Origin of the sequence: Pseudomonas sp. 2995-3 (assembly GCF_002742565.1) — a bacterium.
Classification (GTDB): domain Bacteria; phylum Pseudomonadota; class Gammaproteobacteria; order Pseudomonadales; family Pseudomonadaceae; genus Aquipseudomonas; species Aquipseudomonas edaphica.
Window position 1 is genome coordinate 28,559 of sequence record NZ_LJSB01000135.1, and the last position, 14,557, is coordinate 43,115.

Here is a 14,557-nt window from a genome sequence, read left to right on the forward strand (position 1 = left end):
CCATTGCCCACGACACTTGAATTGCGAACCCTCCTGCACTGGAGGGATTTGTTGTTTGCGAGGTCTGTAGGAATAAACCTGCGCTGTAATCCTTATCGCAAACGCCGTGCCACTTTGCTCAAACTGTCTGAAGGCCTTTAGACATCAGGGCCGAGGTCCATGGCCACGCCATCGACGCCGTCGGTGAGGTGGCGGAATTCCGCCCACTCATCCCCTCTCGTCCTACAATTTGGCGGATATCCGCCTTGTCGCCCCACCCGGTGATGGCTAACATCCGCCACTCCATGGACGAGGCCCTCACATGCGTGAACGTACCATCGCCAGTCACTATGCCCGCGCCGCCCTGGGCGGTGCGCGCCGCGCGGGTTACGACTATTCGGGCCTGCTGCTGCAAGTGGGCATCACCCCGGAACTGCTGAGCGAACCCCGCGCCCGCATCGCCCCCGAGCAATTTACCCGGCTGTTGCAAATGCTGTGGCTGGGGCTGGACGACGAATACCTGGGGTTTGCCGAAGGCCCGAGCAAGCGCGGCACCTTCGCCATGATGTGCCACGCGCTGATTCACTGCCGCACCCTGGAGAAGGCTCTGGAACGCGGCTTATTATTTTATAGCCTATTCCCGCAGGGTCCGCGCTGGCAGCTGACCAGAGAAGGCGATTTGGCCCGCTTGAGCCTGGACGATTCGCAGCTGTGGGACCCGGACCACTTTCTCAGCGAGTGCCTGCTGGTGATCTGGCATCGCCTGGGCAGTTGGCTGATCGGCCAGCGCATCCGGCTACAGCAAGCCACGTTCAGCTATCCGATGCCGGCCCATGCGGGCGAATATGACCTGCTGTTCCCCTGCCCTCAGGTATTTGGCGCGCCGAACAGCAGCCTGGTGTTTCCCGCCCGTTACCTGAGCCTGCCGTTGTTGCAGGACGAGCGCACCCTCAAGCACTTTCTCGAGCGCTCGCCCGCTGACCTGTTGTCGCGACCGGATGAGGGCGACAGTTTAAGCAGCCAGCTGCGCCGCTTGCTCAGCCGCGACCGCACGCCCTGGCCGGACCTGGAGGCCGTCGCCCAGCACCTGCACATCAGCCCACAAACCCTGCGCCGGCATTTGCGTGAGGAAGGCACCAGTTTTCAGGCGCTCAAGGATGAGTTGCGGCGGGACATCGCCATTTACCACTTGGGGCGGGCGGATTTGTCGTTACAGGAAATTGCCGAGCAGTTGGGGTTTTCTGAGCCGTCGGCGTTTCATCGGGCGTTCAAGAAGTGGACCGGATTGACGCCGGGGGCTTACCGGGCACAGGAGAGTTAGAGGTGCAGTGCCTGGGCGGGCCTCATCGCGGGCAAGCCCGGCTCCCACAGTTGATCGGATTCACACAATCAAAAAGGTGGGAGCTGGCTTGCCTGCGATGGGGCTTGTAAGGACAATAAAGATCAAGCCGCCGGAAAGTGAATCTTGAACGCCGCGCCACCCAAAGGCGAATCCCCAAGGGTCAACCGCGCGCTGTAGCTTTCAATGATGTCCTTGACCACCGCCAGGCCAATGCCCTGCCCCGGATGCTGGCGGTCCAGCCGCTCGCCCCTTTGCAGAATCCGCGCACGCTGATCGGGCGGTACGCCAGGGCCGTCATCTTCGATGCACAGCTCAGTGCCTTCAAGATTCTCCGTCAGGCTGATGCGCACTTCACTCAGGCACAGGCGATAGGCGTTTTCCAGCAGGTTGCCGAGCATTTCGAGCAGCGCGCCCTTCTCGATCGGCACATCGCACTCGGGCGGTAATTCAAAGGTCACGGTCACGCGCTTGTCGCGGTAAACCTTGTCCAACGTGTCGCACAGGCTTTGCAACACCGGTTCCAGGCGCACCTGGTGCCGCACCAGGCCACTTTTACGCAGGCTGGCGCGCTGCAATTGGTAGCCGATCTGCTGGCTCATGCGTTCGATCTGCGATTGCAGCACCCAGGCCTGGCCGCGTTCTTCCGGGCGCTGGGCCATGTCTTCGCTCACGCCCTGCAACACCGCCAGCGGGGTTTTCAGGCTGTGGGCCAGGTCGTCGAGGGAATCGCGGTAGCGCGCCCGTTGCTCGCGTTCGCTGTGGAGCAAACGGTTGAGCGAGCCGGTCAGGCGCAACAGTTCGCGTGGGTGTTCCTCGGTGAGGCTTTCGCGGGTGCCGCCTTCGATCTGGTCTAGCTCCTGGCTCAAGCGCCGCAAGGCTTGCAGGCCCCAGGTCAGGCCCAGCCACAACAGCGTCAACAATACGAGCAAGGCCGCGCCGAAGCCCAGGTAGAGGTTTTCCTGCAGGCCTTCGAGGGTCAGTTGGTATTCACGCACCGGTTGCAGCGCCACGATACTGAACGCCGCGCTCTTGCCGCCCAGCAACTTGACCTCGACGTCGTACACGAAAAACTCCTGGCCATTGGCTTCGCGAATCCGCGCAAATTCATTACCGCGCCCGTCGTAGCGCGGCTTGTAGTTGATGTTTTCTTCCTGGGTCGCCCGCGAGCGCCACACCAGATGCCCCTCACGGTCGTAGATGTAACCGAGCAGGCGACTGTCAGTGAGGTTGAAGCGTTCGTCCGGCAACTGCGCCGGCATCAGCAGGCGGTTGTTTTCGACCCGCGCGGCGGAAATCAGCGTGGTGACATCCGAGGCCAGGCGCTGCTCGATGGAATCCTGCAGCGCCAGGCTGAACGCGCCTTGCATGGCGGGCAACAAGCCCAGCATAAACAGCACGGCCAGGGTGGTGGCCGCGAGCATCAAGCGCACACGTAGCGAGCGAATCAACGGCAGCGCTCATTGAACAGGTAGCCCAGGCCACGCACGGTGTCGATCGGTTTGAACCCGGCCGGGCCTTCCAGCTTGCGGCGCAGGCGACCCACCAACACTTCGATCACGTTCGGATCCCGCTCGTCGTCATCAGGGTAGAGCTGTTCCATCAAGCGGTCTTTGGCGACCACCTGCTGATGGTGACGCATCAGGTATTCGAGAATCCGGTACTCGTAGGCCGTCAGCGCCAACGGTTGCTCATCCAGCGACGCCTGCTTGCGATTGAGGTCGAGCAGCAAAGGCCCGGCGACGATGGTCGACTGGGTGAACCCGCTGGAGCGGCGTAGCAAGGCGTTCATGCGCGCCTCCAGCTCTTCGAACTGGAACGGCTTGACCACGTAATCGTCGGCACCGGCAGCCAGGCCTTCGACCTTGTCTTGCCAGTTGCCGCGCGCGGTGAGGATCAGGATCGGGAAAGTCTTGGCCTGGCTGCGCAGTTGGCGGATCAGGTCCAGGCCGCCCATGCCGGGCAGGCCCAGGTCGATAATCGCCAGGTCATGGTTGAATTGGCCGGTCTGGTAAAGGGCTTCCTCGGCATTGGCCACGGCTTCGACCACGTGGCCGCTGTCGGTCAGGCGGGTGAACAGGTGATGACGCAGCAGCGCCTCATCTTCCACGACCAGCAATTTCATAAGGCTCTCCAAGGCGATTCAACTGTCCGACAGGGGGATATCATAGCGGCCCTGCAAGTCTTGCGGGCGCAGTTTAATGCCATTGTATTGGCCCGTCAGGTGTTCGTAGCCGGTGCGGTAGGCCGGTTGCGGCGTGGTCATGCCCAAAGACTGGCCCCACGGCGCCGCCTGGCCAGCCACCTCTTCGAAGCTCACACGCTGGATCAGGTTGCTGGATTTCCTGGTTTTCTCGCTGCCGAAAGCGGCAAACGCACCGTCCGAAGCCTGAACCCCGGCAGTGGCGCCGAGCATGCTTAAGGCCAGAATCAGCTTTTTGATCGCAGTCATGGGGCTTACCTCTACGCGTTTTGGCTGTTGAAGCCAGACTACGCAGGCGCCCCTGAACTCCCCCTGAACGGGCTCTGAACCAGGCCTGAACCGTTACGGACTATCCACCGGCGCGCCAACTGACGCAAAATACCGCGCATGACGCCTCTACCCGCTTGTTGCACCCCGCTCGATGCCCATTGGCCACTGCCCATCCCGCTGCCGGGCACGGTGTTCTTGAGCACGCGATTCGACCCGGCCTTGTTGCTCGCCGATGACTTCCAGCGCAGCGCCGTGCCGCCTCCGGCCAGCATCCAGCGCTCGGTGGCCAAACGCCAGGCGGAGTTCCTTGCCGGTCGCCTGTGCGCACGGGCGGCGTTGCAACAGCTTGACCAGCTCGATTGCGTACCGGCCATCGGTGACGACCGTGCGCCGGTATGGCCTGGGCATATCAGCGGTTCCATTACCCACAGCACCGGGCACGCGGCGGCCATTGTCGGGCACAAGGCGCAATGGCGCGGGCTGGGGATGGACCTCGAAAATCTGCTGTCACGGGAGCGAGCGGAACGTTTGGCTGGAGAGATTCTGACCGCCGACGAATTGCAGCGCATGTCACTGGGGCCGCGCGAGCAGAATGCCCTGCTGGTGACGCTGACGTTTTCGGTCAAGGAGAGCCTGTTCAAAGCGCTGTATCCGATTGTGCACAAGCGTTTCTACTTTGAGCACGCCGAGGTGCTTGAGTGGTCGCAGGCAGGCCATGTGCGGTTGCGGTTGCTGACGGAGCTGTCTGCTGAGTGGTGTTATGGCACTGAGTTGGAGGGGCAGTTTGCGGTGGAGGGGGAGCAGTTGTTGAGTCTGGTGGCTGTCGGCGCCTGATAGATCGCTATCGCGGGCAAGCCCGGCTCCCACCTTTGATGTGCGCATACATTCAAAATGTGGGAGCTGGCTTGCCTGCGATAGCGGTCTTAAGTCTTGTCCTGATCCCTGGGCCAACTCAAGCTGAAACACGCCCCACCCAGGTTGTTGCTCTTGCTGATCAACGCCCGCCCGCCGTGCCAATAGATAATCCGCCGCACAATCGACAAACCCAGGCCATGCCCGCCTGAAGCTCGCGTGCGGCTATCGTCCAGACGCAAAAATGGCGTGAAAATCCGCTCCCAGGCGCTTTCCGGCACCCCCGGCCCGTCATCTTCCACATCGATGCGGCAACGCACCTGCCCCACTTGATAGCTGATCAGCACCCGGCCCTGGGCATGGCGCATGGCATTGCCCACCAGATTTTGCAGGGCGCGGTGCAAGTAGCGCGGCTCGGCGTCGACCCAGGCATCGTCCCAGTGTGCCGAAGACAGGCAGATGCCACGGGCAACACTGACCTGCGGGCGCAGTGGCGATAATTCGCCGATCACCTGATCGAGCAAGGCGCTGAGGTCTACCCGCTGGAAATTCAGCTCCGGCGCGCCCTGCTCCAGGCGGGCGTAGGTGAGCATTTCGTCGACCAGGCCGTCGAGGTCCTGGATATCGCTGTCCATGCCGTCCATATATTTACGCCGCGCCTCTGGGGTGGCAGCGTCGCCGATCATCTCCAGGCCGAAACGCAGGCGCGCCACCGGCGTGCGCAATTCGTGGGAGACGGCGCGCACCAGCTCGCGCTGGATCGCCAGCAATTGCTGCAAGTGCTCGGCCATGCCATTAAAGGCGGCGGCCAAACGCCCCACCGAATCGGCGCCCCGGGCCGGTACGCGCACTTCCAGGTTGCCTTTGGCAATGCGCGTGGCCGCCGCCTCCAGGCCTTTGAGGCGGCGCTCAAGCTGGCGCACCAATAAATAGACGATCAAACCGATCAGCGTGAGGCTGATCAACGCGATCAGGATCAGCCACTGCGGCGGGTACGGGTTCATTTGATACAAGGGGCCGATTTCCAGCACCCACGGCGTGCCGACCATGCCGGCGAATACGCGGATGGAGTCGCCGCCCTTGCCCAGGGCCATCACCGTGTCGCCTTCCGCAACCCGGCGGCGCTGGTCATCATCCATATCCGCCTGATCCAGCGTCATCAAGTGCATCTCAAAACCAAAGCCCTTGGCCTCTTTTATGTCCGCCAGGCGTTGCGGCTGCTCAGCCACCGGGAAACGCACTAGTTCGTCAGCCAACAGGTAGATCGTCGCACGCGCCAGCTGCTCGCTGATCTGCTGCACTTCACCGGTGAGCACAAGCTGCGACTGTTCACTGACCAGGCGCAGCACGCGCGCGGCATGCGGGCCGGTCTGCTCCACCAGCACCTGGCCGCGTTGCAGGCGGTTGCGCTGGGTCAGGTCCAACTGCGCGTCCGCCAACGGACGCAGTTCCAGGGGAATGCCGAGCAAGCGCTCCCACACCGCCAGGGCGCGCTGGCGCTCGATCGCGCTCATCGGTTGCAGGTTGTCGCCCATCAGCGCAAAGGTGCCGTGGGCCAGGCGCTCACGGTACTGGCCGCTGCGCACTTCATTGAGCAGGTGCAGGGCCAGCACGCCAAGCAACGCCACCAGGATCAGCGCCGCGCACATGCCGCCGTAGATGCGCAGGAAGATCGAGTTCACAGCGGCATGTCGGCGGCAGCTTCGGGGACGAACAAGTAGCCTTTGCTGCGAATGGTTTTGATCAGGCGCGGGTGAATCGGGTCGTCGCCGATCTTGGGTCGAATACGCGAGATGCGCACATCAATGGAGCGGTCCTGGCCGTCGTAGCCAATCCCGCGCAAGGCAATAAAGATTTCTTCGCGGGACAGGATACGCCCGGCATTCGCCACCAGCAGCCACAGCAGGTCGAACTCGGCACTGGTCAGCTCGATGCCGCCCTCATGCAGCCAGGCTTCGCGCAGGGCGTTGTCCACCACCAGCGGGCCGAATTGCAGGCGCCGCTGGCTTTCCACGGCGGCGGGTAGTACCGGCTCGCTGCGCCGCAACAATGCCTGAATACGCGCCAGCAACAAGCGCGGGCGCACGGGTTTGCACACGTAGTCGTCGGCGCCCATGTCCAGGCCCTGCACCTGGTCCATGTCATCGGTGCGGGCGGTGAGCATCAGGATCACGCCGTCATAGCGCTCGCGGACTTTGCGGCAGATGCTCAGGCCGTCTTCGCCGGGCAGCATCAGGTCGAGGATCACGAGGTCCGGTTGTTCGGCGACAATGCGCGCCGCCGCCTGGGCGCCGTCGCTCTCCACCGACACCTGCAAGCCGTTGCTCTCCAGGTAATCACGGGTCAACTCGGCCAGTCGCTCGTCGTCCTCGACGATCAATATCTGCCAGGCTTCTTGCTCCATGCGCTACCTCGGTTCTCATTATTGTCATGTGCAGCAAACACACTGCTGCCTCTATATGAAGGCCGATTGTAGCCATGGGCCAACCCTTAAACACAAGCCGGGAAATCCATTCGGTGATCGCGTTTTTTTGTGATAGGGTTCGCGCCCTCAAAAAACCAACAGACGGTTTTTGCCTTGGAATATTCGGTGACAAACGGCGTAATCCAGCAGTACTGCGGCCTACACGGGTGTTCCACGTTTCATACACATTTTACCCACAGCGTTATCCACAGGTAGTGCGTTGCTAAGCCCCCCAAAACGCATTATCTTGTACCTCGGCGCTAAAAAAACCCTACATGTAGGGTTTTAAGCAAAAAACCAAACACAAATCAGACAAGAAACTCAAGCGCTTTCTTGCTCCTGTTTGGTTGAACCAAAGCATTTTTTAAAAGCCCAAACCGCGCACGCGGATGGCAACCGTTTTCCAGCCCGATTGGCAGAAAACGGTACGGGTGTTGCAGTGCTTGCAGCGAGCAACTGTCACCCGGCAGGAATACGGCCAAGGGCTCTTTCAAGCCCCGAACCGAAGACTTCGGCATGGAAGCGGCGCGAATAGCTCCCTTCCTCCTGTCCCGAAGTTGTTATGCCAGGCCCAGGCCTGTTGTAAGTGCTTCAGGACGGAACGGTGGGCACCGTGATGGTGCCCAAATAAATATAGAATGTGGAGACAACCCCCCATGCAAACCGACACAACTCGCGAGAACCCGCAAGGCTCCGTGCCGCAGGCCGCTGATTCGAACCTGGATCTGTCCGCCACTGCACCTGGCCAACTGCGTGTGATCAAGCGTAACGGCACTGTCGTTCCTTATACCGATGACAAAATCACCGTCGCCATCACCAAAGCGTTTCTTGCAGTTGAAGGCGGCACCGCTGCTGCCTCGTCGCGCATCCACGACACCGTTGCCCGCCTGACCGAACAGGTTACCGCGACCTTCAAACGTCGCATGCCGTCGGGCGGTACCATCCACATCGAAGAAATCCAGGACCAGGTCGAACTGGCCCTGATGCGTGCCGGCGAGCAGAAAGTGGCACGCGACTACGTGATCTACCGTGACGCCCGTTCCAAGGAACGTGCCGTGCGCTCCCCGGCTGAAGAATCGGCCGTGCAAGCTCACCCATCGATCCGCATCACCCTGGCCGACGGCAGCTTTGCTCCGCTGGACCTGGGCCGCCTGAACACCATCATCACCGAGGCCTGCGAAGGCCTGGAAGAAGTCGACGGTGACCTGATCCAGCGCGAAACCCTGAAGAACCTGTACGACGGCGTGGCCCTGACCGACGTCAACACCGCCCTGGTGATGACCGCCCGTACCCTGGTTGAGCGTGAGCCAAACTACTCGTTCGTGACCGCGCGCCTGCTGATGGACACCCTGCGTGCCGAAGGCCTGGGCTTCCTGGGCGTGGCCGACAGCGCCACCCACCACGAAATGGCTGACCTGTACGCCAAGGCCCTGCCGGCCTACATCGCCAAGGGTATCGAATTCGAATTGCTGAACCCGATCCTGGCCACCTTCGACCTGGAAAAACTCGGCAAGGCGATCAACCACGAGCGCGACCAGCAGTTCACCTACCTGGGCCTGCAAACCCTGTACGACCGTTACTTCATCCACAAGGACGGTATCCGCTTCGAATTGCCGCAAGTGTTCTTCATGCGTGTGGCCATGGGCCTGGCGATTGAAGAGAAGCAAAAAGAAGACCGCGCGATCGAGTTCTACAACCTGTTGTCGTCCTTCGACTACATGTCGTCGACCCCAACCCTGTTCAACGCAGGCACCCTGCGTCCACAGCTGTCGAGCTGCTACCTGACCACCGTGCCGGATGACCTGTCGGGCATCTACCACGCGATCCACGACAACGCCATGTTGTCCAAATTCGCCGGCGGCCTGGGTAACGACTGGACGCCGGTGCGTGCACTGGGTTCTTACATCAAGGGCACCAACGGCAAGTCCCAAGGCGTTGTACCGTTCCTCAAAGTAGTGAACGACACCGCTGTAGCCGTGAACCAGGGTGGCAAGCGCAAAGGCGCTGTATGTGCCTACCTGGAAACCTGGCACATGGACATTGAAGAGTTCATCGAGCTGCGCAAGAACACCGGTGATGACCGTCGTCGTACCCACGACATGAACACCGCCAACTGGATCCCTGACCTGTTCATGAAGCGCGTCTTCGATGACGGCCCGTGGACCCTGTTCTCACCGTCCGAAGTGCCGGACCTGCACGACCTGACCGGCAAGGCCTTCGAAGAGCGTTACGAGTACTACGAAGCCCTGTCCCAGTACCCAGGCAAGATCAAGCTGTTCAAGACCATCCAGGCCAAAGACCTGTGGCGCAAAATGCTGTCCATGCTGTTTGAAACCGGTCACCCATGGCTGACCTTCAAAGACCCGTGCAACCTGCGCAGCCCGCAGCAGCACGTGGGTGTGGTCCACAGCTCGAACCTGTGCACCGAGATCACCTTGAACACCAACAAGGACGAGATCGCCGTTTGCAACCTGGGCTCGATCAACCTGCCGAACCACATCGTCAACGGCAAGCTGGACACCGCCAAGCTGGAACGCACCGTCAACACCGCCGTTCGCATGCTCGATAACGTTATCGACATCAACTACTACTCGGTGCCACAGGCGCAGAACTCCAACTTCAAGCACCGTCCGGTCGGCCTGGGCATCATGGGCTTCCAGGACGCGCTGTACCTGCAGCACATTCCTTACGGTTCGGACGCTGCCGTCGAGTTCGCCGACAAGTCCATGGAAGCGGTCAGCTACTACGCGATCCAGGCTTCCTGCGACCTGGCCGACGAGCGCGGCGCCTACGAGACGTTCCAGGGCTCGCTGTGGTCCAAAGGCATCCTGCCGCTGGACTCGCAACAGATCCTGATTGAGCAGCGTGGCCAGAAGTACATCGACGTTGACCTGAACGAAACCCTGGACTGGGCGCCGGTACGTGCCCGTGTGCAGAAAGGTATTCGTAACTCCAACATCATGGCCATCGCACCGACCGCAACCATCGCCAACATCACTGGCGTGTCGCAGTCGATCGAACCGACCTACCAGAACCTGTATGTGAAATCGAACCTGTCGGGCGAATTCACCGTGATCAACCCGTACCTGGTTCGTGACCTCAAGGCCCGCGGCCTGTGGGACTCGGTCATGATCAACGACCTGAAGTACTACGACGGTTCGGTGCAGCAGATCGAGCGCATCCCGCAAGAACTCAAAGAGCTCTACGCGACTGCCTTCGAAGTGGACACCAAGTGGATCGTCGACGCCGCCAGTCGTCGCCAGAAGTGGATTGACCAGGCTCAGTCGCTGAACCTGTACATCGCCGGTGCATCGGGCAAGAAGCTCGACGTGACCTACCGCATGGCCTGGTACCGTGGCCTGAAAACCACTTACTACCTCCGTGCCCTGGCCGCGACCAGCACCGAGAAGTCGACCATCAACACCGGTAAGCTCAACGCTGTTTCCAGCGGCAACCACGGTGATGATTCGGTGCTGGCTGCTCCAGCCGGCCCGGCACCCGTGCCAAAGGCTTGCGCGATTGATGAGCCGGATTGCGAAGCTTGCCAATAAGCTGAGTGAGTCCCGGGCTTGAACGCCCGGGATGTAAAAAACCGATAAACCTGAATGCATTTGGGTTTATCGGTTTTTTTTGCGCTACACGAATGCGTAGGCGTTGCCTTCCTGAGGCCCTTCACCGCGCCCACCCCACAATTCAATGCGCCCGCCAATCACCGCCATTGAATGGTGGCCATAATCCACAACACCCAGCTTGCCACTTGCCAGCTCGGAACTCGAAGACCGCCTATAGAGGTCTTTCAGGCCAAGCCGGTCCAGCGCTTCCCAACCCATTTCGCCATTGTTCAAACTTTGCATCGCATGAGCGAAACTCTGTTTTGCAGCATTGGGGTTGTCATCGTAGCCATTGCCCTCCATTTGAGCCCGCTTGGCGCTCGCGGCATACATGAAGTTTGCGTCGGTAATCATGCCCGGATTATCGCCCTTGAACTGCGCGTAAGCGGCTGCATGCCTTAACTCACCCTTAGATAAAGTAAGCTCGAAACCGTCTCGCATTTTTACGTAGTAACCCCCTCCCGTCTCCTTCACATCCTTGAAGACGTCGGTAGGTTTTTGACCAAACTTCATCATCGCTCCCTTTATCGCGGAAACGGTGACGCAATTGCCGTCAGGGCCTTGGCTGAAACCACTCCAGATATTGTCCGGCTTTTTACCTGGGTTGCTTGCATCTGGCTTGTAGTTGAAATGCTTGGAACCGTCGGTAATCGGTAGATTACTCATGGGTTCGCTACCGCCGAAATTCTTCGGATTTACCCTGCCACCACCACCACCACCACCACCACCACCACCACCTGGTGACGGTCCAGGAGCTGGCGCTGGAGACGGCTCATCCGCAAATAAATCCGGAAACAGCCTCTTCAACAACGCGAGCAAATCGGTGGACGCGTCCTTCTTCAACTGCTCAAGGATCTCCTTGAACTTCTCCTCCCCCAGCGCTTTGCGCTTTTCATTGAGCTTGTCCCGCAAGTCCTGGGCGGTTTGGTTTTTGTTGCCCTTTTCGGCGTCATCCAGCTGTTTGAGCATTTGGGCGACGGTTTTTTTATCGGCCTCTATGTCATCCTTTTTTTCCTCTGTAGGGTTAGCGCCCCACAGGTTTTGCCCCGCGCCACTGACGTCATAACGCACACTTCCAGCCCCAGGGCCAGACACCGACAAATTCCACATACCCCGCCCCCTAAGATCCAGCACCTTTAAGTCCGATAAGTGGAAAGAACGGCGAGGTCGGTTCCACAAAGGCCTGTCAGCTCGCAACTGAGCAAAGGGTGGGAATGGTTGCTGATCCAAATAGCAGGCAAAAAAAAGCCCCTCGCTAGAGGGGCTTTCATTCACAGCAGTGTCAGGCCAACCGCATCAGGTCATCTGAATAATGGTCTGCATGATGGTGCTCTGGGTGGAGATGGTCTTGGCGTTCGCCTGGTAGTTGCTCTGGGCCTTGATCAGGTCCACCAGCTCATTGGTCAGGTTGACGTTGGAGTTTTCCAGGGACTTGGACACGATCGAACCCAAGGTGCCGGATTGCGGGGCGTCATAACCCGGCTGGCCCGAGGCGAAGGTCTCTTTCCAAGTGGTGCCACCCGACGGCTGCAGCCCCTGTTCGTTGTTGAAGCTGGCCAGGGAGAGCTGACCGATGGCCTTGCTCTGCTGGTTGCTGAAGGTGGCGAACAGCACGCCGTTACCGTCGATATTCAGACCGGTGATCTGGCCGGTGGCATAGCCATCGGTGACCGGTGGGTTACGGTAGGTGGCCGAGTTGTACTGGGTGATGTTGCCCATGTTGATGGCAATACCGCCAGGGTTGGCATTCGCGCCGTTTTTGGTCCACACGCCATTGGTCACTGTACCCGGCACCCAGCCAGTCAGCTGCAAGGTAGTACTGGAGGTGCCCCCGGTGACAATCCCGGTGAGTTTGCCAGCACCGTCAAAGCTCAACGTCGATGCCACCGGTGGCGTCGAGCCTGTGCCGGTAGGTGCCGAACCGTCTGGGTTACGGCCGTCGATCAGGGTGTAGGACTTCCAGGTATTGGAATCCGTTTTGACCAGGTACTGCACCATCGGGTGCGCGTTACCCTGAGTGTCGTACAGCGTAGTGTTGTACTGGGTACTGAACGAGCTGGACTCGGTTGGATCGAACGGGTGCGCCGCCTGATCAATCACCGGCGAGGAAGAGTTCAGGTTACTGGTGGAGTCCACTTTGGTGGACGCCTTGGGCGGCAGGTTCGACAGGTTCAATTGCAGGTCGGTCAGCGCGCCCTTGATGATGTTGCCATCGGCGTCCGCGGCGTAGCCTTGCAGGCGCGAGGTGCCGGTGTTGTTGGTGATGTAGCCGTCTTTGTCCGAACGGAAGGTGCCGCTACGGGTGTATTCCAGCGAACCGTCACTGCCCTTCTGCACGAAGAAGCCACCGCCCTGGATCGCCATGTCCAGCAAGCCGCCGGTGTTGTTGACGTCACCTTGGGTGAATTGCTGGGACACCGCCGCCAGGTTCACGCCGCTGCCGACACTGTTCTGGCCAGTGCCCAGTTTGGACGCCGCGTAGATGTCGGAAAACTCCGCACGGGACGATTTGAAACCGGTGGTCGCAACGTTGGCAATGTTGTTGCCCGTCACGTCCAGTTGTTTGTTGGCCGCATAGAGGCCGCTAAGGCCGATGTTAAAAGACATGTTTCTCTCCTTCTGCCGTATTTAGCCGGCTCTATGTACCGATAGTCTGAATTTGCGACAGCTTGACGCTGCCCATGCCGCCTGCAAGGTTGAGCAGCATTTCGCCGCCGGTCTTGCTCAACGTCACGCTGGTGACCGTTGCCGGCAGCGACGTCAACAGGGCAACCGAGTCGCCTTTGTCATTCTTGGTGCTGGCCGCGAAGGTATAAGTGCCGGCGGGGGCGACTTCACCTTTGTCGTTCTTGCCATCCCATATAAAGCTTGAATTGCCGGCGCTTTGGGCGCCCATGTCGATAGTGCGCACCACGTTGCCGTCTTTGTCGGTGATTTTTACCGAGACGTTACCTGTCGCTGCCGTCACCGCCACCGAGCCGGTCATGCTCTTGCTGGTATCAACCATGGCCTTGTCGGTCTGGGTGATGATCGAACGCCCGACCAGTGACGAGGCCTGCAACGCTTGCGAAGAGCTGAAGTTGCTGGAGATCGCATTCACCGAGTCGTTCAGGGTGTTGATGCCTTCCAGGCTGCTGAACTGCGCCAGCTGCGCCACGAACGCGCCGTTGTCCTGAGGCGACAGCGGATTCTGGTTTTTCAGCTGGGTCACCAGCAGTTGCAGGAACGCATCCTTGCCCAGCGCCTGGTTGCCCGTGGCCGCCTTGGCGGCACCATCAAGGCCGCTGTTGTCTGTGGCAGTCTTGACCTTGGAGTTGAACAGGTCCTGAACCGCCGTGTTGGGTGTAGAAGTGGTATCAACAATGGCCATTATTTGGCGCCCCTTATCACTGACCCAGGGTCAGGACCTTCTGCATCATGGTTTTGGCGGTGTTCATCATTTCCGCGTTGGTCTGGAACGAGCGGCTGGCGGAAATCATGTCGGCCATTTCCTCGACCACGTTGACGTTGGGGTAGTACACGTAACCCTTTTCGTTCGCGGCCGGATGGTTAGGCTCGTAGCGGGCTTCCAGGTTGCTCTGGTCTTCGACCACGCCGAGCACCTGCACGCCTTGGCCCGCCGCATCCTGGTTCTGGAACAGCGAATCACCGCTGCCGCTCTGGCCGGCCTGGCCACCCTGGAACATGGTGGCGAACACCGGGTGACGGGCGCGGTAGGTCTGGTCAATGCTCGAAGACACGGTCTCGGCGTTGGCGATGTTACTGGCGACGGTGTTCAAACGCGTGGTCTGCGCGCTCATGCCACTGCCGGCAATATTGAAAACACTGGCGAGGGACAT

At 60.2% G+C, this 14,557-nt stretch carries 12 protein-coding genes; 3 read left to right on the plus strand and 9 right to left on the minus strand.

Translation table 11 applies throughout. The features are described 5' to 3' along the window. Positions 1-301: 301 nt before the first annotated feature. The gene (locus tag AOA62_RS06600; RefSeq protein WP_017138375.1) at positions 302-1,300 is read left to right on the plus strand and encodes an AraC family transcriptional regulator; all 999 of its coding nucleotides are present in this window, start codon (positions 302-304) and stop codon (positions 1,298-1,300) included. A gap of 122 nt (positions 1,301-1,422) precedes the next feature. Here AOA62_RS06600 and AOA62_RS06605 read toward each other — a convergent pair whose 3' ends face one another. From AOA62_RS06605 to AOA62_RS06615, 3 genes are read right to left on the minus strand one after another with little or no spacing between them, the layout of a single operon-like run. Beyond that, positions 1,423-2,769 (minus strand): ATP-binding protein, encoded by a 1,347-nt coding sequence (locus AOA62_RS06605; RefSeq protein WP_058420767.1) that lies wholly within the window; start codon positions 2,767-2,769, stop codon positions 1,423-1,425. After that, entirely contained in the window at positions 2,766-3,443 is a 678-nt protein-coding gene (locus AOA62_RS06610) for a response regulator (protein WP_017138377.1), read from the minus strand. Before AOA62_RS06610 ends, AOA62_RS06605 begins: the two co-directional genes overlap by 4 nt. A gap of 18 nt (positions 3,444-3,461) precedes the next feature. Further along, on the minus strand, positions 3,462-3,770 hold the full coding sequence (locus AOA62_RS06615; protein ID WP_017138378.1) for a hypothetical protein: 309 nt from the start codon (positions 3,768-3,770) through the stop codon (positions 3,462-3,464). Between the two features lie 138 nt (positions 3,771-3,908). Here AOA62_RS06615 and AOA62_RS06620 point away from each other — a divergent pair, with 138 nt between their 5' ends. Next, a complete protein-coding gene (locus tag AOA62_RS06620) occupies positions 3,909-4,625 on the plus strand; it encodes a 4'-phosphopantetheinyl transferase (protein WP_099548169.1) in 717 nt (238 codons plus the stop codon). An 89-nt stretch (positions 4,626-4,714) separates the two neighbouring features. Here AOA62_RS06620 and AOA62_RS06625 read toward each other — a convergent pair whose 3' ends face one another. After that, on the minus strand, positions 4,715-6,325 hold the full coding sequence (locus AOA62_RS06625) for an ATP-binding protein (protein ID WP_017138380.1): 1,611 nt from the start codon (positions 6,323-6,325) through the stop codon (positions 4,715-4,717). After that, positions 6,322-7,047, minus strand: a complete 726-nt coding sequence (locus AOA62_RS06630; protein WP_099548170.1) for a response regulator — start codon at positions 7,045-7,047, stop codon at positions 6,322-6,324. The genes AOA62_RS06625 and AOA62_RS06630 overlap by 4 nt, the downstream gene beginning before the upstream one ends. 716 nt (positions 7,048-7,763) lie before the next feature. Between AOA62_RS06630 and AOA62_RS06635 the strand changes: the two genes are divergently transcribed. Then, positions 7,764-10,658, plus strand: a complete 2,895-nt coding sequence (locus AOA62_RS06635; RefSeq protein WP_099548171.1) for a ribonucleoside-diphosphate reductase subunit alpha — start codon at positions 7,764-7,766, stop codon at positions 10,656-10,658. 84 nt (positions 10,659-10,742) lie between these two features. Here the strand turns inward: AOA62_RS06635 and AOA62_RS06640 are convergent, their stop codons facing one another. From AOA62_RS06640 to flgC, 4 genes are all read right to left on the minus strand, one after another. Further along, positions 10,743-11,687: a hypothetical protein gene (locus tag AOA62_RS06640; RefSeq protein WP_099548202.1), complete on the minus strand. Its 945-nt coding sequence runs from the start codon at positions 11,685-11,687 to the stop codon at positions 10,743-10,745. Between the two features lie 327 nt (positions 11,688-12,014). Then, positions 12,015-13,325 carry a flagellar hook protein FlgE gene (gene flgE / locus AOA62_RS06645; RefSeq protein ID WP_017138383.1) on the minus strand — a complete coding sequence of 437 codons (1,311 nt, stop codon included), beginning with the start codon at positions 13,323-13,325 and terminating at the stop codon, positions 12,015-12,017. A 31-nt stretch (positions 13,326-13,356) separates the two neighbouring features. Further along, entirely contained in the window at positions 13,357-14,088 is a 732-nt protein-coding gene (flgD, locus tag AOA62_RS06650; RefSeq protein ID WP_017138384.1) for a flagellar hook assembly protein FlgD, read from the minus strand. 16 nt (positions 14,089-14,104) lie between these two features. Then, a complete protein-coding gene (gene flgC, locus AOA62_RS06655; RefSeq protein ID WP_017138385.1) occupies positions 14,105-14,557 on the minus strand; it encodes a flagellar basal body rod protein FlgC in 453 nt (150 codons plus the stop codon).

Coding starts and splice junctions, on each gene's coding strand:
- AOA62_RS06600 (WP_017138375.1), top strand. CDS start 302: ATGCGTGAACGTACCATCGCCAGTCACTATGCCCGCGCCGCCCTGGGC.
- AOA62_RS06610 (WP_017138377.1), bottom strand. CDS start 3,443: ATGAAATTGCTGGTCGTGGAAGATGAGGCGCTGCTGCGTCATCACCTG.
- AOA62_RS06615 (WP_017138378.1), bottom strand. CDS start 3,770: ATGACTGCGATCAAAAAGCTGATTCTGGCCTTAAGCATGCTCGGCGCC.
- AOA62_RS06620 (WP_099548169.1), top strand. CDS start 3,909: ATGACGCCTCTACCCGCTTGTTGCACCCCGCTCGATGCCCATTGGCCA.
- AOA62_RS06630 (WP_099548170.1), bottom strand. CDS start 7,047: ATGGAGCAAGAAGCCTGGCAGATATTGATCGTCGAGGACGACGAGCGA.
- AOA62_RS06635 (WP_099548171.1), top strand. CDS start 7,764: ATGCAAACCGACACAACTCGCGAGAACCCGCAAGGCTCCGTGCCGCAG.
- AOA62_RS06640 (WP_099548202.1), bottom strand. CDS start 11,687: ATGCTCAAACAGCTGGATGACGCCGAAAAGGGCAACAAAAACCAAACC.
- flgE (WP_017138383.1), bottom strand. CDS start 13,325: ATGTCTTTTAACATCGGCCTTAGCGGCCTCTATGCGGCCAACAAACAA.
- flgD (WP_017138384.1), bottom strand. CDS start 14,088: ATGGCCATTGTTGATACCACTTCTACACCCAACACGGCGGTTCAGGAC.
- flgC (WP_017138385.1), bottom strand. CDS start 14,557: ATGTCCCTCGCCAGTGTTTTCAATATTGCCGGCAGTGGCATGAGCGCG.